Below are 20762 nucleotides of genomic sequence, written 5' to 3'. Positions count from 1 at the left end.
TTTTATTGAATTGACGAACCAGAATAAAAATAGGGGACAACTAATGATTAAATTTCAGTAATTCTTACCTTTTTGTTCTTCAGTTTAGTGTTGTTTAAGCTCTTAATCAAGCGTTTGGCTTCTATGGCGGCTACCGCAACAAAAGCACAATCGTTTTTAATTTCTATCATGCCCAGCTGATCTTTCTGCAATTGCCCTTGCTTAAAGAAGAGTCCAGCAATATCGCCCTTCGATATTTTGTCCTTTCTTCCACCCGAAATAAACAGGGTTCTCATCAATGGAGAAGGGGCTGAAATTCCTTCCAATACATCACGCACTCGGCCGCTTTTCGGCTTAAGGTCCGAAATGAAATCAGGCAATTCTTCTTTTTCCCATTGCAACACGTAAGCCGTGCCTTCTGAGTTCATTCTGGCCGTTCTACCGTTTCTGTGAGTGAATTCTGGCCCAGAGTTAGGCAAGTGATAATGGATAATGAATTTCAATTCTGGAATATCAATACCCCTGGCGGCCAAATCTGTCGCCAATAGCAACTGATAAGTGCCATTTCGGAACTGAATGAGTGCCCTTTCACGGTCTATTTGTTCCATTCCACCATAGAACACGCCATGGTTAATTTCATGATCGAAAAGGTATTGGCTGATGCGTTCGATAGAATCTTTAAAGTTGCAGAACACAATGCCCGGCTGGTCTCCAAGTCTATTGAGGGTATCAACGAGCGTTTCTAGCTTATCTCTATCCGGTGAAAGCACCAGTTGGATTTCTAGCGAAGAGTCGCCATTATCTGAAAAATCAAGAATTTGGGGTGACTTGAGTTTAACAAAGCCCGGTATTTCGGTTTCGTTGGTGGCCGAAGTCAAGATCTTCTTCTGGACATGGGTAAGCGAAGCGATGATCTCCAGCATTTCCAGTTCGAAACCCACTTCTAAAGACTTATCGAATTCATCTAACACCAATGTTTTGATGTCGTTTACAGGGAAAACTTCACGTCTTAAATGGTCTGCTACACGGCCGGGAGTACCCACAAGGATAGCAGGCCTGTGTTTCAACTCCATTCTGTCTTTCGATGCAGGGCGCCCGCCATACACGGCATTGGCTTTAAAACCCGTTCCCATTTCTCTGATCACCTGTTCAATCTGAATGGCCAATTCCCTAGAGGGTACCAAGATCAAAGCTTGTACTTCAGCGCAATTGATATCTAAACCCTGAAGGATTGGAAGCAAAAAGGCCAAGGTTTTTCCTGTGCCCGTAGGGGAAAGCAACACTACATCCGGATGCTGATGAATGGCTTCTTGAGCCGCTTCTTGCATCGGGTTGAGTTTTTCTATACGAAGCTTGGCGAGGATTTCCTCTTGGTTTTTATGGGCAGTTTGCATGGTGCAAAACTACTTGTATTTCAGGTATAAATAGAAAAGTGAGACGCTTTTGCGCTTTTATATTTTCATAAATTGCACAAATGGAAAAAGAATGTCCTTCATGCGCCATGGAAATTGACTCAACAACCAAAGTTTGCCCTATCTGTGCTTATGAATTTCCTTCGCAGTCCAAGGCAATTAGCTGGGTAGCAATCCTCTTAATTGTGGCCTTGTTGTTATGGCTGGTGTTGTGAATTAACTAGCTTCCTCTACTTTCTTGTGGTCTTTTCTGGTCAAAAATTGCTCTAGCAGAATTAAGCCCGTGCCAATCATTACAGATACATCGGCAGCGTTAAAAATCCCTGTTCTAAAAACTCCACCTAAATCTATATGCACCATATCGGTCACCGAGCCATAAAGAATGCGGTCATACAGATTGCCAATACCACCGCCTACAATAAACGAAAGGCCAACAATGGCCAATTTGGTTAATTTTTTCTCTACAAGAAGGTACACGAAAATACCAAGCATGACCAAGCCTGGTAAGCCTAGCAACAGAATACCTCTTAAAATAGGAGATAGGTCGGAACCCATACCTAAGAAAGCGCCTGAATTTTCAACTTTGGTAAGAATAAGATTATCGCCAATGACTTCAATGCGCTCATTGTATTCAATTTGCTCGCGCGCCATGTCTTTGGTGATTTGATCGCAGCCTATATTGACAATGATAATGGCGAGAATAGCGATGATACGATTAACGTTTGACTTCATGGGATTCTTTTCAGGCTGCTAAACTAATCAATAGCTTATAAAATGAAGGAAGGTAACGGTGAAAATTATTGGTTCAAGGGTGTTTTAGTTGGGGGAAGGGAGAGGTTCTTATGTAATTGGGGTTGAGCGAACGGTTGAGCTATGAACAGTACGGGGGCAAACTCGCGTTTGCTTTCCGCCACGAACATAGCGAAATCTTTAGTTTTTCTTTTTTTCTTTGTCCAGCCAAAAAGCAAAATCCAAAAGATTTTGCGGACCTTATAAAAATACGCAAACCTTGCGATTAAGCTCAAAGCCCGTATTGTTTATAGGTTTTGTTGTGCGTTCGTTTTTATTCCGCAATCAATTTAATCTCTTCACTACCAATACGAATCACTTTTCCGTCCTCAAAAAATAATATCAAGTCATCATTTGGATTAGGTTTTTTTTGTGGTATAATCGAGTTATTAATTTCCCGTGCATTATTCGGGAAAAACGATATTTCGGCTAGCTGAATTTTGTCTTCGTCAGAAGCCAAAGGGTCGCCATCTTCAATAGATTTATAGCTAACATTTTTGAATTCAAAATTTACCGTTCTAAATTCATTTTTCTTAATCCAATTTCCATTGGTCCGTCCAAATACGATAGATATATCCTTTTCCGTTTCAACTAGTCCAGCATAATCAAAATTATTGTGTAGGTCAATATGTTGTCCATTCCAATTGACCGAGTTATTATCTTCAATTTCGAAATTAGTTTTCATATTGGTTTTAAATGACGCACAACGATCAGCGTCTGTTAGATACCGTGCTGTTCTATTTAATTCTTGCTATAACTTTCTTGTTCAGAAATCGAGCTGGAAGAAATATCATATAGGCGTTAAGCAGTATTGTGATAATGCCAGCAGTTAGAGCGTAAAAGAGCCTGTTCGAAAGACTTTGAATTTCACCGTTGATTCGAATGTTCTCAAACAGCAAAATTGAGAGTGTTAGACCGCCAAAAATCAAGTTGAGCCAAAAGAAGTCATGGCGAGTTTCAGTTTTAATAGTTACGTCAGTTCGTCCGTCATTCCTCTCTTCGAGTCTTGCCATAAAAGTTAAACCGTAACCAAAGTGATTGTTCGCTTTCGTTACGATTCTAAACCCATCTTCTGTTGTTGACTTTTCAAGAATTTCCCGTTCTTCTAGTTCACCAACTACCTGTTTGATTTCATCAGTTGAAAGTTGTGAAGTAAACTTCTTGTTAAGGAATTTGAGTTCGCGCATCTATCTGTTTCTATCTCTGGCGAGATGGTATCTAACGTTGGCTATAGCTCACATTTATGAGCGATATATTTCCAATAGTTTACAAAAAGTGAGCGTTAGCACCCCAATACGGTGTACTATACGCACCTATTAACAAGTTATAAGTTTAGCGAAATTAATTTTAGAACAGTAACATTCGTTGGCTATTTAGTATTAAAATACTAATAAAGTCTGCGTTACCCGTCATTGCGAACCTGCTGCAGTTCTTCGAAGTGATTATGTTTACGTGAAGCAATCTCAATGTCGCGTTGTAGTACAAGAGATTGCTTCGTCACCTTTCTTTGCTATCGCAAGAAAGTTTTCTCGCAATGACGGTCCGATTGGGCGTTTGCGGTTAGGTGTGATCAAGATAAAATGAAGCAATCTCAATGAATTTCATTAATTTGAGTTTATGCCTAAAGGAGGTTTTGTATATATAGTTACCAACTTAACCCATTCTACACTTTATACAGGAGTCACCTCTGACTTGGTTTCACGAATTATTCAACATCGTGAAAAACATTTACCAAATTCCTTTACTGCCAAGTACAAGTGTTATAAACTCGTGTATTATCAGGCTTTCGGTCATATAGAATCTGCAATAGAAGAAGAGAAAAGAATTAAAGGGGGATCACGGGTTAAGAAAATAGAGTTGGTAGAATCTATGAATCCAGATTGGGAAGACCTTTATGATGACATTAAGGATTGGTGAAATAGTTAGAAATTGCTTCAGAAGCCTGCGTTAACCGTCATTGCGCCTTCGCTTCGCAACCGTTAAAGCTAAGGCGAACGCGGTGAAGCTTCAGCGCAAGCGTTGCGAACCTGCTGCAGTTTTTCGAAGTGATGGTGTTTACGTGAAGCAATTTCAATATTGACTTGTAGTACGAGAGATTGCTTCGTAACAGCCTTTCGCTATTGCGAAGTCTGCTTCTGCGCCAACGCTGAGTCCTTCGCTATAGGCTACGGCCAACAGTGAAAGCTAAGGCGTAAGCGTTCGCAATGACGCTCCGATTTGAGAGCCTCACTAGGCTTGCTCTATAACTACAACAAAGGCGCAATGACGTTCCTAAATAGTTTCTGCGAATCCTTCCTTTACTATACTCAAACGCTTCCCGCCACCTTAATCATAAACTCAGTAGTTCCTTTGTTTCGATCGGTAGTAAAGCCAATTTCACCTTTATGGGCTTGCACGATTTGTTTGACTAAACTGAGCCCAACCCCAGAGCCACTGGATTTTGTGGTGTAAAAAGGAATGAAAATATTTTCCTGAATTTCGGCTGGAATGCCACCACCATTATCCGTAATAGAAATTTGAAAACTACCCATCTTTTCTTCCAATAGGCTTGGCTGTTTTACTGCTAGGCGGATGATTCCGGTATTGGCTACCACGGCTTCTTTGGCATTCTTTAATAGATTAATCAGCGCTTGCTCCATCAAATCTGAGTCGATGTGTAAGGTGAACGCTTCTTTGGGAAGCTCCATATGGAACTGAATATTACTTTGGGCCAGCGTAGGCTTAAAAAGCGAAGCAATGCGCTGAAAGTAAAGTTGACCTTCAACGGGTTTAATGTGGGGCAGGGGTACACGCGTTAAGCTTCTGTAGGCTTCAGTGAAGGTCATGAGCCCTGCACTGCGGTGCTCTATGGCATCGAGGCCTTCTTGTAGGGATTGGAGTTGGGCTTCGGTCAAATCTTGACCTGAAGTGCGTGATTGACTTACAATATGGTTGAGCGTTGAAGAGAGCGAAGTAATAGGCGCCACCGAATTCATGATTTCATGAGTCAGCACACGAATCAACTTTTGCCAAGCCAGCATTTCATTATTGTCCAGTTCGGTATGGATGTCGTGAATAGAAACTAATGTGAATTTTGTTCCTCTCAATTTGAAGACAGAGGCCTTGATGGAAAGCTGAAACTCCTTGCCATGAATTGTCACTTTCAGCAATTCGCTTTGGCCAATTTCTAGTTGAAGTATGGTATCGTAAAGTATTGAACTGATTGTCTTTATACTGTTCAATGTGATCAGTTCTTCTTTGCCCAATAGCTGCTTGAGTGCCTTATTCGCCAAATGAATTCTTTCCTTATCGTCATAAGAAAGCACGCCAATTTCGAGCTGCTGCACCAACACCGACAGGTACTGATATTCGTTGGCTTCACGCTGAGAGGCCACGATGAATTTCTGGTTTACCAGATTGAAACTATCGTAGAGCTTGCCAAAACTTTTTCCTTTATGATCCGCTGAATACTTTAAGGTGAAATCGTTGTGGAGAATGGCTTCAAGAAAGTTCTTGGTGTCCTTGTTCGTCCGGTTGATGTAGTAGAAAAGCTCAATCAGGGCCGACAAGATGAAAATGACAATAAAGAACAAGCGGATGTAATTACGGTCCTCAAAAATGTAGAACAGCAAAAAGGCCAAGCCCACAGTGATGAGCAGCAGCCTAACAATAATCTGAATTTGAAAATGCTTAGAGTTCATACTTCTCCATTCTACGGTACAAGGCGCCACGGCTCAGCCCCAATTCTCCAGCCGCATTGCTAATGTTTCCTTGGTGCTTTTTGATACAGGTCTCAATCGCCCATTTTTCTAGCTCTTCAAGGTTAAAGCTCTCTACCTGTGCGTTGTCGCTGGTGTTTTGGCTGTTGAGATTGAAATCCTGAACATGGAGTTGTTTGCCGTCACTCATGATGACCGCACGCTCAATGCTGTGCTGAAGCTCTCTGATATTGCCAGGCCAATCATATTTTTCGAGTTTGGTAATGACGTATTCGGGTACAAAGAGGCCTTTCTTCCCATATTTGGTTTTATACAAACTGATGAAGTGCTCGGCCAACACCGCAATGTCTTCTTTGCGTTCGCGCAGGGGAGGAAGGTGGATTTCGATGGTATTGATTCGAAACAGTAGATCTTGCCTGAATTCGCCTTCATTCACCATTTCGGGAAGATTGGCATTGGTTGCGCAAATCAAACGGACATCAATGGCTTTGGCATCATTGGACCCAACAGGCACAATCTGACGATCCTGAATAACGCGTAACATTTTGGCCTGAAGCGGCTTGATCAGGTTGCCGATTTCATCTAAAAACAAAGTACCATCATTGGCCGCCTCAAACTTCCCAATGCGGTCGGTTTTAGCATCGGTAAAGGCGCCTTTTTTATGCCCGAAGAGTTCGCTTTCAAAAAGGGTTTCCGTGATGGCACCCATATCAACATTCACAAAAATGGATTTAGAGCGGTTGGAAGCACGATGAATCGCTCTAGCGACCAATTCCTTACCAGTACCATTTTCACCTGTAATCAGAATATTAGCATCCGTATGGGCTACCTTTTCAATTTGTTGAAAAACTTGCTTGATCTTCTCCGATTCACCAATAATTTCAGTGAAGGGGGCATCGAGCATTGCATTCAATACCGTTTGCTTCGAACTTAATTCTTTGACCTTGTGCTTTGATTTGTTCAGTTGAAAAGCAGCCGAAACCGTGGTCAGCAGCTTTTCATTTTGCCATGGCTTGGTAATGAAATCGAAGGCCCCCAGTTTTATGGCTTCTACGGCCAGATTGATTTCGCCATAAGCGGTAATGAGCACAATAGAAGTTTCTGGGGAAATGCTCTTAATTTGATTGAGGTAATATAATCCGTCATTTCCAGAGCTTTCACCTGCCTTAAAGTTCATGTCCAGAATAATAAGGTCATATTCATTTTCGGCCAAGGCCGTTTCAATTTGAAGCGGATTGTTTATGCCCCGAACATCGTCATAATGCTGCTCCAATAAAATGCGAATGGAGAGCATCACATAATTGTCATCGTCTACAATTAGAATTCGACCTTTGTTTTTCATAACTGCCTAAAGCACCAAATTTATACCAAGCTTACAATATGCTGATTCATTTACTTTTAGTAATATGAATGTATTGAAAAGTGCCCAATTTTGGGCACTCCTGTTTTACTGATGGACAATTGAAAGGGGTTACATTGGGTTGATTGCTCGTAACTTATTGATATACAGTGAAATAAAATGTTGGTTCAAAATTGGCCATTAGAGCATTGTCAAATACTCAAGATATGATTAAGAATTACTTCAAACTCGCTATCCGGAACCTCTGGAAAAACAAACTGGTAACGGGCACCAACCTCATTGGTCTTACTTTAGGTATTTCATGCAGTCTGCTTTTACTGCTTTATGTGCAGTATGAGTATGCCATGGATGATTTCATTCCTGAAAAGGAGAACACCTATTTTCTATATGGCACTCAAACGGGCGTGAATTCAAGAAAGGTGGGGCTTTCGGTAGAAGATGACTATAAAGATTTGTCGAGCAACTATGCGGGAGTTAAAGAAGCTGCGATTATCAGAAATAATAGCAGTGATTTTTATCCAGAAGATAATTCAACCAAAAAACTAAGCATCGACTATTGGTATGCGAGCAGTAATTTCTTTGAGTTTTTTGGCTTCCCTTTAATAGAAGGAAACGCAGCGCAAGTACTGAGTGATCCTTCTTCCATCGTCATTACTGAAAGCACCGCTATTGCCTTGTTCGGTACTTCCAATGCCATTGGAAAAACAGTGACCATGGCTGGGGTTTTGTCTGACAAAGCATTGGTAGTGAGGGGGATTGCTGCTGATGTAAAGAACTCACACATCAAGTTTCAAGCAATCATTCCTTGGGAAATGACTTTTCCTAGTGGCTTGCAGCCTGCCAAAGGTTATGCCTACTCGCTTTATACCTATGTAAAAACCATAGCAGGTACTAGTATTGATGACATACGAAGTTTAAAGAATGAAAAGTTAGCGAAGGAACCAGGTTTTGAAGGTGACTTCAGCTACGAGTTTTTTCCTGTAACAGATATGTATTTAAAATCTGGAGACATACAGTTTATGTCTTTCGCTTCAGGAAGTGCTTCGGCCATTCAAACCCTCTTGTTTATTGCCATTATCATTTTAGTGGTGGCCTGTATCAACTACATCAATTTGCAAACCGCAAAAGGAGCGAGGCGCTCGAAGGAAGTTGGAGTGAGGAAAGTAATGGGGGCGCACCGAGGGCAATTGATACGCCAGTTCTTGGGTGAAGCCATTCTGGTCACGGTCATCTCAGCAATTTTTTCTATTCTGTTAATCGATGTAGGTTTATCCTCTTTCAATCAGCTTACAGGCAAAGAATTTACTACTGCCACTTTAATGAATGAAGGATTGCTGCCTGTTTTACTGGGGGTTGTGCTCTTTACTTCCCTGTTCTCTGGTCTTTATCCGGCTTTGGTGCTATCGTCTTTCCAGCCTTCTCAGGCGCTTAAAGCTTCGGCTCGTGAATCCTTGAAAGGAGGAAGGGCACGTAAAACATTAATGTTTGTTCAGTTTGTGATCTCACTCTTTTTGATCGCTGTTACGGTAATCGCCTTTAAGCAAAACCAATTTCTACATCAGAAGGATTTAGGTTTTAACAAAGACCAAGTCATTACTTTCAGTGTTTCGACCAAAAACTTAAGTAGAAATTATAGGTCCTTCAAAAGTGAAATTGATGCCTACCCAGGCGTTGTGGCTTCATCGGTCAGCACGGATGTATTAGGAAGCGGCTATACGAATAACTCTGGACCGATGATGTCCAAGACCAATCCGGACTTGAGTGCAGTAACCACCATCTTTGGAGTAGACTTCGATTTCTTAAAAACCTATGATTTGAAGCTGGTGAACGGTAGAGATTTCGATCCTCAATCTTCATCAGACTCCAGTGCGCTTATTGTAAACGAGGCTTTTATTGCCCAACTCGGCTTAGATAATCCGATGGAAGATGAAGTGACGCTTTACAACCCGAATAACAGGGGAATGAAGATTATAGGCGTGGTGAAGGATTTCCACTTTCAAAAACTTCATCAGAAAATTAGTCCAGTAGCGTTTAGAATTGCCAACAGAAATTTATGGAACCTATCCGTGAACATGAAGGCAGAAAACATTACTGAAACCCTTGCATTCTTAGAAAGCAAATGGGCCGAATTTGAACCAGATCAGGCATTTACCTACAGCTTTATCAATGATGAGTTTGCGCGGTTCTATGCCAGCGAAACCAGGTTACTGAAGGCCATTAGCTTCTTTTCTATGGTGAGTATTGTACTCACTGCTTTAGGCTTATTCGGAATGGTCACTTTCGTAATTGAGCGAAAATTGAAGGAAATCGGTATTCGTAAAGTGTTGGGCGCTTCTGGCACCAATATCAATTTCATTATTCTCAAGGAGTTTTTAATGGTATTGGCCATTGCTGCGGTCATTTCAATTCCATTAGCGCTTGGCGCAGGCAAAGAATGGCTCTCCAATTTTGCTTATAGTACCGATATTGGAGTGTTGCCTTTTCTGGTCGCTTTGGTCATCTCTCTAGCGATTGTACTATTTACCGTTGGTTTGCAGGCGATTAAAGCTGCTAAAGCCAACCCAATAAACGCCTTGAAAAGCGAATAAAATAAACTCAAAAACAACACAACATGCTTAGAAACTATTTTAAAATCGCCTTTCGTACCCTTGCTAGAAGTAAAGGCTACGCCTTTATTAATATCCTTGGCCTGGCCATTGGTATTACTGGAGCCACACTTTTGCTCACCTATGTAAAAGATGAAACTTCCTTTGATCAATTCCACAGTAAAGCGGATGATATTGTGCGCATAATTGCGGTGGATAAGACAGGAGAAGCACCCAGAAAATTTGCTGTTAATGCTGCAGTCTTTGCTTCTACTTTAGTGGAAGAATTGCCAGAGGTAACCAAGGCCACTACCTTGTTTATGCGAGGTGGGCATATGAATTTCACCATTGATGGGGTGCGTTTTGCTCAAAGGAATTACTTTATCACTAATCCATCTTTCTTTGAAGTATTTGATTTTGAGTTTTTGGAAGGAGATAGGGCTACCGCATTGGCTGAGCCCAATTCTGTGGTGTTGAGTGAAAATGAAGCCATTCGATACTTTGGTACAACTGATGCTCTAGGCAGAACTATCACCTCGCCATTTGCAGGAGAATTTAAAGTAACAGGCATTTCAAAAAACACCCCAGCCAATTCACACATTAAATTTGATGTGCTGATTTCGCAAAATTATTCTGAACCTCAATGGCAACAGATGCTCACCAGTTGGGAACAAATTGGGCCTAGTTCCTATTTAGTGCTAACCAAGGGAGCCGACATTGCCGATGTGCAAAAGAAAGCCGAAGCGATTGCGAATGAAAGAATGGGAGCACCTTTCGCTGATATGGTTGATTTTGAATTGCAGTCGCTTTCTGATATCCATTTCGGATCAGCCGACATTGAGCGAAGTATAGCGCAAACCAGTGGCGACAAGAGTTATATCCTTATTTTCATTTCCATTGCTATATTTTTGGTGGTCATCGCTTCGGTAAACTATATGAATTTGGCTACTTCTAGGGCTGTTTTTAGGGCTAAAGAAATTGGAATAAGAAAGGTAGTAGGAGCCGTTAAAAAGCAGTTGGTCACTCAATTTTTAATGGAGTCTTTGCTGATCACATTAATCTCCCTAATTGTCTCCATTGGTCTTACTGACCTCAGTATGCCTTTCTTTAATGATCTTACTCAAAAGAATTTCGACTTTAGCTGGGCTACTTTAGGAGAATATTTACCGATGTTACTTGGGCTTTCCGCTGTTATCGCTTTGCTTTCTGGAATTTATCCTTCCTTTTTCATGACCCGTTTTAAAACAGTGGATGTACTAAAAGGGGAGCGCAAAACCAGCAGTCCATTTGCTTTGCGTAAAATATTGGTGATCGCACAATTTTCGCTTTCCATTATCATGATCATTTCAACCATTGTGGTAACCCAGCAAATGAACTATATCAACGATAAGAACCTTGGTTTTGATGATAGTAATTTGGTAGTAATTGACATCAACAATGCAAATGTTAGAAAAAACTTTAAAGCCATGCGTACCGAATTGGCTAAAGTGACAGGAGTGGAATCGGTATCTGTTTCCACTCGCGTACCAGGGGAATGGAAAAATATTGATGAAGTTACAGCAGTCACCAACAATGTAAATCAACAGACTCGGGATTCGGTGGACGTTTTCTATATGGGCTTTGATGAAAACCTGATTGAGACTTTCAGTTTTAAATTAAAGGATGGAGTGAGCTTTACTGGCATTGACGCTACTGATAGCACTAAAATATTACTGAATGAGACAGCTGTGGCTACTTTTGGTTTAGAAAACCCAATTGGAGAAACCATAGAATTAACTTCACAAGGTAGAAGTATACGAGTACAGATCATTGGTGTGGTAGAGGATTTCAACTTTCAGTCACTACACAATAAAGTAGCACCAATGATTCTTGGTTATTGGAATAACCCTGCGGGTACTATAGATTACTTTACGGTAAAAGCTTCGGGCAATATGGCGAATATGGTGACTGGCCTTACAGAGGTGCATAATAAGTTCGATCAAGCCACGGCCATGGAGTCACACTTTTTAGACAGTCAATTGGCGAACTTTTATCAGGCAGAGCAGCAGGCCAGTGTAATTTACAAGGTAGGGGCTGGGCTCAGTATTTTCGTGGCTTGTTTGGGCCTATTTGGTTTGGCTTCGTTTACGGTTGAAAAACGAATCAAGGAATTGGGTATCCGAAAAGTGTTAGGCGCCAGTCAGTTGAGCTTGTTCTATTTACTTTCATCCACTTTCGCGAAGCAGGTGTTTTTGGCCTTTATCATTGCCAGCCCCTTTGCTTTTTGGATCATGAAAAACTGGCTGAATGGATTCGTCTATCATGTGAACATCAGCCCAATCGCATTTATTGTGGCGGGGTTGATGACCATGGCGATTGCATTACTGACCGTGAGTTACCGATCAGTTTTGGCCACCAGGTCCAATCCAGTAGATGCACTAAGAAGCGAGTAACAGCGAGCCTATATATCAAAACAGCCCTTTAATGAATTTCATTAATGGGCTGTTTTTTTAGTTTAAGTTTAGTTTACCAATCTATTGGTCTGTAGTCCTTTAAGAATTTTCCACACCAGTGTTTTCCAGTGTTGATTCCGTCAAACAAAGGATCCATTACTCGGGCGGCTCCGTCTACAATATCCAATGGTGGTTGAAAGTCGTGTACCTCTTGTTTGGCTTTAGAGAGCTCTGCAGGGTCTTCATCAGTCACCCAACCCGTATCTACAGCATTCATATAAATACCATCCTTGGCAAAGTCAGAAGCAGAAGTGTGCGTCATCATGTTCAAGGCAGCTTTGGCCATGTTCGTATGCGGATGTCGGTCTTCTTTATGGAAACGATGGAACTTGCCTTCCATGGCTGAAACGTTAATGATGTGCTTCATGCCCGTGTTTTCCTTTCGCATTAAATTCGAAAGGCGATTACACAGCACAAAGGGCGCTACGGCATTTACGAGCTGTACTTCTACCATTTCAGGTGTTTCAATTTGACCCAACTTCAAACGCCAACTGTTGGTCTTTCTTAAGTCGACTTGCTGCAAATCTGCATCTAATTGACCTTCAGGGAATACTTCTTTGGTAGGAAGCGAATTATCGAAACTGTATGGGATCTGCGATAATTGTGCAGAAGCCCTTATTCCAATACCTGGTTCTGGTGCATGCCAAGTGACCGAAAGGGCATTGTTCTTCTTGTCCGAAGCACCTGAAGAAAGTGTCCTCAATTCTTGTAAACAATAATGGTGATCGGCCAAAAGGTCTTTCACATAAGGCGTGAGTTTCTCAATGGGTTTTTCCTCATTCTCCATCAGGTGATGGTAGAAACCAGAAGGCCTTCTTACGGTTTGTGCCGCGTTATTAATCAGAATATCGAGTCGATCGTATTTCTGCTCTATGTAATTGCAGAAGATCTCCACACTCGGAATGTGCCTTAAATCTAAGCCGTGAATCTTTAGACGATCACCCCAGTCGGCATAATCTGCCTCTTTTGAAAAGCGAATGGCAGAATCAACAGGGAATCGGGTAGTGGCCACCACGGTAGCGCCCGCTCTTAAGAGCATTAAGGTAATGTGATAACCAATCTTAAGCCTAGAGCCAGTAACTAATGCTACTTGGCCTGTAAGGTCTGCGGTTTGAAATCGTTTGGCATAATTGAAGTCACCGCAATCTTTGCACATGGTGTCGTAGAAATGGTGCACTTTGGTGTATACCGCTTTGCAGACGTAGCAGTTTCTTGGTGATTCCAGTTCTGGTGTGTCCAGTTTTTCCGGTTCAACCAAAGAAATGAGTTTTGGCGCTTCAAAAACAATTTGCTCTCGGGCACTTCGAATACCAGTGGTTTTTCTAGCGTGTTTATCACGCTCAATCATTTTACGCTTGGCGGCTTTTTTGGCGTCCTTTCTGCGCCTTGCAAATTCTTCACGGTCGGGACGAGTTAATTTTCCAGCGGCCATAAATAAGGCCACTCGTTGCTCCTCGGGCATTTCAAAGAGTTGATTGGTATCGCCAATAAGGGCTTCCATTACTTCAATACAGCGTTGTATTTCTTCCTGACTTAGCTGTTTATCGGCCTCTTCTTTCATAAAACAAAGGATTGAAAATTATGGCAGCAAAGGTAGGGATTAAACCTGATTTCGACTTTATAAAACAAGGAACTCCTTATTGTGCTGCGTATGAAATTATAAAAATTTACGTCCTTGTGTAAGAAATCCATTGCCTGTTGGTACTAGTAATTTGAGAATAAGGCAAAATGACGGAAAACGAAATCAATCACATTTTTCAAACCTGGTTAAAGCAGCACAAAGCTTTACTATTTAAAATAGTAAGGTCCTATGCCTTTAACGAAGAAGACAGAGATGATCTTTTTCAAGAAATCGCGATTCAGGTTTGGAGGTCTGTGACGAGTTTTAAACAGCAATCAGCGGTAACCACTTGGCTCTATCGCGTTGCGCTAAACACGGCCATCAAATGGACTACCAAGGAGCGAAAGCACCAAGATAGACATGAGTCGATTGATGTTAGTCAGCACATCATTGAAAGTCATCAACCGCCAGACGATCGGCTGGCTTGGTTGTATGAGGAAATTGCCCAACTCAATGAGGTAGACCGTTCACTCACCCTCTTATTATTGGATGGGTTCAGCTATAAAGAGATGTCCAAGATTTTGGGAATTTCCGAAAGTAATGTAGGAGTGAAGATCAACCGAATCAAGAAACATTTAACCACGAAATCAGAAAAATCATGATCGCCATGGAATTTAAGGAAATGAAAAAAATATGGGATACGCAGAACGATGAGGCACTTTATGTGATTAATGAAGATGCGTTGCACAGAAGAATTAAAGCGAAGAAAATGGGCACAAAAAGAAAGACCAGTTTCTCGGAAGTGATACTTATCGTCTCTAACCTATGTGCGGGAGGCGTGGTAATTATATCACACTTACTGAAAAACAGTGGTAATGTAGCTGCGTTGAGTATGGGGGCTATGATGATGATTGTAGGGGCTTATATTTTGTTCATGCGCTCACAAAGAATCAAAAGAGATCAGCAAACGGATGTTTCTATTTTGGGAGATTTAGAGAATGCGATCGAGAACATCAATTACCGCATTAAGCTTTCTCAATCTATGATTTGGTTCTGCTTGATTGTGATTGCATTTACCATGTACACTGTGCTGAATAGCGATAAGTCTTTACTCAACATTATTTTGATCTCTGGTTTCTTTATCATTGGCTTTTTTATGAGCCGTTGGGAACACAAGCGTTTTAACCTCGGGAAAAAGAAGCAACTCCTAGACCTAAAGGAAAAGTTGATCAATGAATTTGAGATGTAATCTCAATCATTCTATAAAAAAAAATGGCTTCTCTAATGAATAGGGGAGCCATTTTTTTATAGTTACGAACTATTTGAAAACTTCTACTGAAAGGATTGATGTGTTTTTATATCCAGCCCCTTCAGGGCTTTTGAAGAAAGTAGATTGTACTTGTCGAAGGGTTGCACCCTTCGTTTAGTTGTTACGCCATTTCAGGGCTAATAGGTAGAGTGATTTCTATTTTAGACTAAATACTGTTTCACCAAAAAAAGCTCCAACGGGGCGGAATATCATAGGAATGGGTACAACCCATTCCATATGTTCAACATATAATTAATAAGCCCTGAAGGGGCGTAATAACTTCTTGTATTAAGAAAGAATGATCAGTTAAACCAGATTATCCTTAAAGAACTTGATGGTTCTTGACCAGGCTAAAGTAGCAGCAGCTTCATCATAACGAGGTGTGGTATTGTTATGGAAGCCATGATTTGCATCCTCATAAATAAATACCTCATACTTCACATTATTTGCTTTTAATACTTCCTCGTATGCAGGCCATCCCGCATTCACTCGTGTATCTAAACCGCCATACTGTAACATTAGTGGAGCTTTTACCTTGGCAGCATCTTCTGCCGAAGGCTGGCCACCATAGAAAGGAACTGCTGCGCCTAAAGTAGGTACTTTCACGGCCATCATATTGGCGATCCAACCACCAAAACAGAAACCCACAACGCCTATTTTTCCATTGCAGTCTGGATGATTGCGTAAATACTCATAAGCAGCAATGAAATCCTCTAACATCTCATTTCTATCGCGCTTGCTTTGCATGGCTCTACCTTCATCATCGTTACCAGGATACCCCCCCAGTGGAGTGAGGGCATCGGGTGCCAAAGTGATAAAGCCATCTACAGCAGCTCTGCGTCCTACATCTTCTATATATGGGTTTAACCCACGGTTTTCATGCACCACAACTATCCCCGGTAGTTTACCGCTCGAATTGTTGGGTTTAGATAACAAACCTTTGATAGTTCCGCCACCTTTTGGCGATTCATAATTGATATAATCAGAACTGATTCTTTCATCGTCTGGAGCTACCAACATGGTGTCTTTATAATTGGGCATCATAAAGCCCATAAGGGAGGTTATGGTAATGCCACCAATGGCATAAATGGAAAGCTTCTCCATAAATTGCCTTCTATCAATCTTACTGTGGGCATAGTCATCATACAGATCGTAGATTTCTGGATTTACTTCTTCTTTGGTCAGCTTTTTCATGGGGATCAGAGATTTGGTGGTTTAAATAATTAATTACCTGTTCAAGATAGTTGAAAATGAGAGTTAAGGCAAGAGAAGAAGGAAAGGGAGCGGACAAAGGTATGTCGTTCATCAAAAACCCGTGAATCAACTCAGATTTATACCTTATCTTGATTCCAAATAAAAGACCCCAATGATGAAGAAATTGATAGCCCTCCTTTTTGTGACATTCTTAAGCGTCAATCTTTTTGCCCAAAAGGCAGAGGTTGAAAAGGCCTATACAAAAGAAATTAAGAACCTTACTTTGGAAAAGCAGCTGGAGAAGGCTTTCCAGGTCATAGATGAACTTGAGGCTCAATCTCAAAGTGATTTGGTATTACTGACAGAAATTGAAGCGCCTCCATTTAAGGAGACCAAACGTGCCTTAAAGTATAAGGAAATGCTGGAAGAAGCTGGTGCTGATAGGGTGTGGATTGATGAAGTCGGGAATGTATTGGCTTTAAAGAAAGGCACCAAAGGAGGCAGAACTGTTGCCTTAGATGCACATTTAGATACCGTTTTCCCTGAGGGGACGGATGTAAAAGTAAAGTACAAAGGAGACACGATGTACGCCCCAGGAATCGGTGACGATACGAGAGGTTTGGTGGTAGTATTGACTACTTTAAGGGCTTTGAATAAGGCTGAAATACAGACAGAAGCTGACTTGCTTTTTGTAGGCACTGTGGGCGAAGAAGGCTTGGGCGATTTGAGAGGTGTTCGTCATTTATTCGAAGCAGGCGAAGTGAGAATTGACTCATGGATTTCAATTGATGGAGGTTCTATTGGTCGAGTGAACAATCAGGGTTTGGGCTCAAAAAGATACAAGGCCATTTTCAAAGGGCCGGGTGGACACTCTTGGGGTGCCTTTGGTTTGGGGAATCCTCATCATGCCATTGGAAAAGCGATTGATTACTTTACGCAAGATGCTTCTAAGTTCACAGCAGAGGGACCAAGAACAAGCTTTAATGTAGGAAGAATGGGCGGAGGAACTTCGGTGAATTCTATTCCTTTTGAGTCATGGATGGAAGTGGATATGCGTTCGGTAAGTCCTGATCGCTTAAATCAAATTGACAAAATATTCAAAGACGCCATGAACCGTGCCTTGGTAGATTACAATAACAGTGGAATCAAAGGCGAGAAACTTACTTTAGTGCTTGAGCAAATAGGAGATAGGCCAAGTGGCGAATTGGCCACAAGCCTTGCTTTGGTACAACGTTCTATGGCAGCTACTGAGTATTTTGGGGAAGAACCTTCATTGACGAGAGGTTCTACTAACTCTAATATCCCAATCGCCTTGGGGATTCCAGCGGTTACTTTGGGGCGTGGTGGTGTAGGCTCAGACGGACATTCATTGACGGAATGGTGGTTAAACAAAAATGGTGCTGACGCCATCAAGTTGGCCTTATTAGTCACTGTAGCCGAAGCTGGTTTAGATAAAAATAGAAAGATCAGTAATAAGTAATCTTCCCTCTTAATAATAGATAATATCGACTATTTCAACCCACTTGCGGTGTGTGGGTTGCTCAATAAACTCTTAAAGATTGCCCATCGTTGTTCAGGATGATCTGCGGTTCCCCCTTGGGCTTTGATATATTCATCCACTAGGTCTCTGCCGAGGTTATAATTGATTACATAGCTTCTGTACTGGTCGAAAAAACGGGTGCGTTGCAAAGCGCGCTCTGGTTCGTAGAGCAAATATTTTTCAAGCCATATGGCTGCTTCTTCTCTACTGATTTCTTTGTTCAAGTACTTTCTAGCCGCTTCGTTTCCTGCATAGTCTAGCTTAGAACGCAATTCTTGAATTTCATAATACTGATCTGCCATGTTGGGATCAATACCCGCCAAAGGAAAAAGCACTTCCTTTTCAAAATTGATTCTTTCTTCGCCAGGAAAAGCCACATCGATACCGTAGTTGGCACTTCCTTCTGCAATTAGTGATTGAGGAGAAAAAAGCGGATACACTGAAAACTCTATCCAGCCTTTACCATTCACTAAGTTTTGCTCGAGCAGAGCGTTAAAAACATGATGACCAGGGTAGCCTTCATGGCAAGCCAAATCAATGGCTCTTTCAATATAAATTGGGAAATCGGTGTTTAATTGAATCAAACTCTTGCTTTCGCCTTGATAATAATTATAACCCGACCAAGATTTATCGTTCACATATTCCAAAGCAAAATTCTCGTTTTCAGGAAGGTTGAAGTGCAAATCAGTACGCTTTCGAGCTTCTGTAATGGCCGCTTTAAATACAGCGTCCAATTTATCTCTTGGTATTATGAACTGACTAGAATACGCTACAAATCGCTCAGAAATGGAGCCATTTCCTTCAAGTGCATGGTCTAGGTAGTTTAGTAAACTATCGAAATGGGATTGATCATAATGAGGTGGTTCTGCATCGTACAATAGTTTTGCTTCTTCATCAAAGGTTAAGGATTTTCCAGCCAACATTTCCACTTTCGTTTTTACAGACACCAACTGCTTATTCATCATGTTAAGTCGTGACTGTTCAAGCTCACCAAAACCTTCACTATTTATCATTTCCAACTGATATAAAAGGGTAGAGGCCCTCTCAATAAAGTCTTGGGAAGGAAGTTCTGCTAGCCTTTCACCTTTTGGTTTCCAATCTTCTGGGCCATGGTAGGCATCCACAAAGTCCGAGTCGTATTGACCAATTTCCAACACCAGCTTTACATAGGCTTCAGCAATTGAGTTCATTTCTAGTGTGGGTGCACTTGTTTTTTCGCAAGAAAAACAGAAGAGAATAGAAAGGGTGAGTAAAAGAGCTTGCTTTTTCATGGCTTCGAAATTATGAAGTGAATCAAATGTAATGGATTCATAAAAGTGGGTTAAAATTGGCCATAAAAAAAACGCCTTATTTTTAATATATAAATATAAGGCGTTCCTAGCAAATTTGTAGCATACTAAACTTTAAAGGTTTTCCATTTTCCTTTTTTGAACCAATACCATGAAACAGCCGCGATTAAGGTTTCGGAAAGGGTTATGGCCAAATAAACACCCAATGGACCCCAGCCAAGCACCAGCGCGGCAACATAAGCCACCGGAATTTGGAATAGCCAAAAGCAAAAGAAATTGATAACCGTAGGCACTTTGGTATTTCCCGCCCCATTAAAGGACTGCGTGAGCACCATTCCATAGGCATAGAATACATAACCAGCCGCAATTACCTGTAAACTTAAGGCTCCAGCTTCTACCACGGCAATATCACCTTTAAACCAGCCCACTATGGTTTTGGCAAATAGCAGGTAGATCACAGAAATACTCACCATAAAAATGGCATTGTATTTAGCTGTTGTCCATACTGATTTCTCAGCCCTATCAGGTTGACCAGCGCCTAAGTTTTGTCCAACAAGTGTAGCTGCAGCATTACTCATTCCCCAAGCGGGCATCATGGTAAACATCATTACTCGAATGGAAATGCCATAACCCGCCAACACATCGCTGCCAAATTCTGAAATAATTCTGGTCAGTATTACCCAAGAAGAGGTGCCAATAATGAACTGACTAATGCCGCCCAAAGAAACCTTGATCAAACCCCACATGATTTTGCCTCGGAATACCAAATCCTTAAGCCCAACTTTAATGCGACTACCACCCATAAAGAGCACCACGAGCTGTCCTATTACCGCCACTCCACGGCCGATGTTGGTAGCAATGGCTGCGCCTTCCACGCCATAGGCTGGAATAGGGCCAAAACCGAAAATGAACATCGGATCAAGGATAATGTTAATGCCGTTAGAGAGCACTAAGGTCCACATGGCGATGGAGGCGTTGCCCGCACCTCTGAAAATGGCGTTGATTAGAAAAAGAAGTACTACTGTTATATTTCCCCCAATCATGATTTGGGTATAACGATAGCCTTCTTCTATCAAATCGGGTTCTCCACCCATTAAACCGAGAATTTCCTTAGGATAAATAATGCCGAAAATACCAATCACTGTGGCGATAATTGTACCTAGAAATATGGCTTGAACTGCAGTTTTAGAAGCACCTTCCATATCCTTTTCGCCAGTTCTTCTGGCTACAACAGCGGTGGCCGCCATGCTCAAGCCAATGGCCAAAGCATAAACTAAAGTGATTACTGACTCGGTGAGTACCACCGTGGCAATAGCGTTGGTACTTACCTGTGACACAAAAATCATGTCGACCAAAGCGAAAGTAGATTCCATCAGCATTTCCAAAATCATTGGAATGGAAAGCATAAAGATGGCTTTGCGAATGCTACCAGTAGTGAAGTCTTCTTCCTTACCGGTAATGGCTATTTTAAAATAGTGTATAAACTTCTTAATAGAAGATTTTGAAAAATCTGTCATTGTTGTCTTGAAAAATTATGGTAAAAATATGAGTAAT

General features: G+C 41.4%; 16 protein-coding genes. 6 read left to right on the top strand and 10 right to left on the bottom strand.

Features of this window, described 5'->3' with window-relative positions; genetic code table 11:
- Nucleotides 1-47: 47 nt before the first annotated feature.
- The 4 genes from AWN68_RS15250 to AWN68_RS15235 all read right to left on the bottom strand — a co-directional run bounded on the left by AWN68_RS15250 (nucleotide 48) and on the right by AWN68_RS15235 (nucleotide 3367).
- Nucleotides 48-1373 (bottom strand): DEAD/DEAH box helicase, encoded by a 1326-nt coding sequence (locus AWN68_RS15250; RefSeq protein WP_068417513.1) that lies wholly within the window; start codon nucleotides 1371-1373, stop codon nucleotides 48-50.
- A gap of 234 nt (nucleotides 1374-1607) precedes the next feature.
- Nucleotides 1608-2123 (bottom strand): signal peptidase II, encoded by a 516-nt coding sequence (gene lspA / locus AWN68_RS15245; RefSeq protein WP_068417510.1) that lies wholly within the window; start codon nucleotides 2121-2123, stop codon nucleotides 1608-1610.
- A 331-nt stretch (nucleotides 2124-2454) separates the two neighbouring features.
- Complete coding sequence (locus AWN68_RS15240) at nucleotides 2455-2865, bottom strand: hypothetical protein (RefSeq protein WP_068417507.1); 411 nt, start codon at nucleotides 2863-2865, stop codon at nucleotides 2455-2457.
- A gap of 52 nt (nucleotides 2866-2917) precedes the next feature.
- Nucleotides 2918-3367 (bottom strand): hypothetical protein, encoded by a 450-nt coding sequence (locus tag AWN68_RS15235; RefSeq protein ID WP_068417504.1) that lies wholly within the window; start codon nucleotides 3365-3367, stop codon nucleotides 2918-2920.
- Between the two features lie 430 nt (nucleotides 3368-3797).
- Here AWN68_RS15235 and AWN68_RS15230 point away from each other — a divergent pair, with 430 nt between their 5' ends.
- The gene (locus AWN68_RS15230) at nucleotides 3798-4097 is read left to right on the top strand and encodes a GIY-YIG nuclease family protein (protein WP_068417500.1); all 300 of its coding nucleotides are present in this window, start codon (nucleotides 3798-3800) and stop codon (nucleotides 4095-4097) included.
- A gap of 389 nt (nucleotides 4098-4486) precedes the next feature.
- Here the strand turns inward: AWN68_RS15230 and AWN68_RS15225 are convergent, their stop codons facing one another.
- Nucleotides 4487-5860, bottom strand: a complete 1374-nt coding sequence (locus AWN68_RS15225; protein ID WP_068417499.1) for a sensor histidine kinase — start codon at nucleotides 5858-5860, stop codon at nucleotides 4487-4489.
- Nucleotides 5850-7220 carry a sigma-54-dependent transcriptional regulator gene (locus AWN68_RS15220; protein ID WP_068417498.1) on the bottom strand — a complete coding sequence of 457 codons (1371 nt, stop codon included), beginning with the start codon at nucleotides 7218-7220 and terminating at the stop codon, nucleotides 5850-5852. Before AWN68_RS15220 ends, AWN68_RS15225 begins: the two co-directional genes overlap by 11 nt.
- A 224-nt stretch (nucleotides 7221-7444) precedes the next feature.
- Between AWN68_RS15220 and AWN68_RS15215 the strand changes: the two genes are divergently transcribed.
- Nucleotides 7445-9826 carry an ABC transporter permease gene (locus AWN68_RS15215; RefSeq protein ID WP_068417497.1) on the top strand — a complete coding sequence of 794 codons (2382 nt, stop codon included), beginning with the start codon at nucleotides 7445-7447 and terminating at the stop codon, nucleotides 9824-9826.
- A 23-nt stretch (nucleotides 9827-9849) separates the two neighbouring features.
- Entirely contained in the window at nucleotides 9850-12255 is a 2406-nt protein-coding gene (locus tag AWN68_RS15210; RefSeq protein ID WP_068417496.1) for an ABC transporter permease, read from the top strand.
- A 73-nt stretch (nucleotides 12256-12328) separates the two neighbouring features.
- Here the strand turns inward: AWN68_RS15210 and AWN68_RS15205 are convergent, their stop codons facing one another.
- Nucleotides 12329-13876 (bottom strand): SDR family NAD(P)-dependent oxidoreductase, encoded by a 1548-nt coding sequence (locus AWN68_RS15205; protein ID WP_068417494.1) that lies wholly within the window; start codon nucleotides 13874-13876, stop codon nucleotides 12329-12331.
- 167 nt (nucleotides 13877-14043) lie between these two features.
- Between AWN68_RS15205 and AWN68_RS15200 the strand changes: the two genes are divergently transcribed.
- Both AWN68_RS15200 and AWN68_RS15195 read left to right on the top strand, forming a co-directional pair.
- The gene (locus tag AWN68_RS15200; RefSeq protein ID WP_068417490.1) at nucleotides 14044-14538 is read left to right on the top strand and encodes an RNA polymerase sigma factor; all 495 of its coding nucleotides are present in this window, start codon (nucleotides 14044-14046) and stop codon (nucleotides 14536-14538) included.
- 5 nt (nucleotides 14539-14543) lie between these two features.
- Nucleotides 14544-15125: a hypothetical protein gene (locus AWN68_RS15195; RefSeq protein WP_157716253.1), complete on the top strand. Its 582-nt coding sequence runs from the start codon at nucleotides 14544-14546 to the stop codon at nucleotides 15123-15125.
- A 366-nt stretch (nucleotides 15126-15491) separates the two neighbouring features.
- Here the strand turns inward: AWN68_RS15195 and AWN68_RS15190 are convergent, their stop codons facing one another.
- Complete coding sequence (locus tag AWN68_RS15190; RefSeq protein WP_068417484.1) at nucleotides 15492-16379, bottom strand: dienelactone hydrolase family protein; 888 nt, start codon at nucleotides 16377-16379, stop codon at nucleotides 15492-15494.
- A 172-nt stretch (nucleotides 16380-16551) separates the two neighbouring features.
- On the opposite strand from AWN68_RS15190, the gene AWN68_RS15185 reads away from it, so the two are divergent.
- Entirely contained in the window at nucleotides 16552-17859 is a 1308-nt protein-coding gene (locus AWN68_RS15185; RefSeq protein ID WP_068417483.1) for a M20/M25/M40 family metallo-hydrolase, read from the top strand.
- A gap of 29 nt (nucleotides 17860-17888) precedes the next feature.
- On the opposite strand, the gene AWN68_RS15180 is transcribed toward AWN68_RS15185, so the two are convergent.
- Together AWN68_RS15180 and AWN68_RS15175 are read right to left on the bottom strand one after the other, a co-directional pair.
- On the bottom strand, nucleotides 17889-19190 hold the full coding sequence (locus AWN68_RS15180) for a hypothetical protein (protein ID WP_068417479.1): 1302 nt from the start codon (nucleotides 19188-19190) through the stop codon (nucleotides 17889-17891).
- Between the two features lie 125 nt (nucleotides 19191-19315).
- Nucleotides 19316-20725, bottom strand: a complete 1410-nt coding sequence (locus AWN68_RS15175) for an MATE family efflux transporter (RefSeq protein WP_068417478.1) — start codon at nucleotides 20723-20725, stop codon at nucleotides 19316-19318.
- Nucleotides 20726-20762 lie beyond the last annotated feature (37 nt).

Source organism: Roseivirga echinicomitans, assembly GCF_001592935.1.
Classification (GTDB): Bacteria; Bacteroidota; Bacteroidia; order Cytophagales; family Cyclobacteriaceae; genus Roseivirga; species Roseivirga echinicomitans.
Note: the sequence above shows the minus strand (reverse complement) of the source record. Positions and strands in the feature narration are given on the sequence as shown.

Coding starts and splice junctions, on each gene's coding strand:
- AWN68_RS15220 (WP_068417498.1), bottom strand. CDS start 7,220: ATGAAAAACAAAGGTCGAATTCTAATTGTAGACGATGACAATTATGTG.
- AWN68_RS15225 (WP_068417499.1), bottom strand. CDS start 5,860: ATGAACTCTAAGCATTTTCAAATTCAGATTATTGTTAGGCTGCTGCTC.
- AWN68_RS15200 (WP_068417490.1), top strand. CDS start 14,044: ATGACGGAAAACGAAATCAATCACATTTTTCAAACCTGGTTAAAGCAG.
- AWN68_RS15190 (WP_068417484.1), bottom strand. CDS start 16,379: ATGAAAAAGCTGACCAAAGAAGAAGTAAATCCAGAAATCTACGATCTG.
- AWN68_RS15210 (WP_068417496.1), top strand. CDS start 9,850: ATGCTTAGAAACTATTTTAAAATCGCCTTTCGTACCCTTGCTAGAAGT.
- lspA (WP_068417510.1), bottom strand. CDS start 2,123: ATGAAGTCAAACGTTAATCGTATCATCGCTATTCTCGCCATTATCATT.
- AWN68_RS15175 (WP_068417478.1), bottom strand. CDS start 20,725: ATGACAGATTTTTCAAAATCTTCTATTAAGAAGTTTATACACTATTTT.
- AWN68_RS15215 (WP_068417497.1), top strand. CDS start 7,445: ATGATTAAGAATTACTTCAAACTCGCTATCCGGAACCTCTGGAAAAAC.
- AWN68_RS15240 (WP_068417507.1), bottom strand. CDS start 2,865: ATGAAAACTAATTTCGAAATTGAAGATAATAACTCGGTCAATTGGAAT.
- AWN68_RS15250 (WP_068417513.1), bottom strand. CDS start 1,373: ATGCAAACTGCCCATAAAAACCAAGAGGAAATCCTCGCCAAGCTTCGT.
- AWN68_RS15205 (WP_068417494.1), bottom strand. CDS start 13,876: ATGAAAGAAGAGGCCGATAAACAGCTAAGTCAGGAAGAAATACAACGC.
- AWN68_RS15180 (WP_068417479.1), bottom strand. CDS start 19,190: ATGAAAAAGCAAGCTCTTTTACTCACCCTTTCTATTCTCTTCTGTTTT.
- AWN68_RS15230 (WP_068417500.1), top strand. CDS start 3,798: ATGCCTAAAGGAGGTTTTGTATATATAGTTACCAACTTAACCCATTCT.
- AWN68_RS15185 (WP_068417483.1), top strand. CDS start 16,552: ATGATGAAGAAATTGATAGCCCTCCTTTTTGTGACATTCTTAAGCGTC.
- AWN68_RS15195 (WP_157716253.1), top strand. CDS start 14,544: ATGGAATTTAAGGAAATGAAAAAAATATGGGATACGCAGAACGATGAG.
- AWN68_RS15235 (WP_068417504.1), bottom strand. CDS start 3,367: ATGCGCGAACTCAAATTCCTTAACAAGAAGTTTACTTCACAACTTTCA.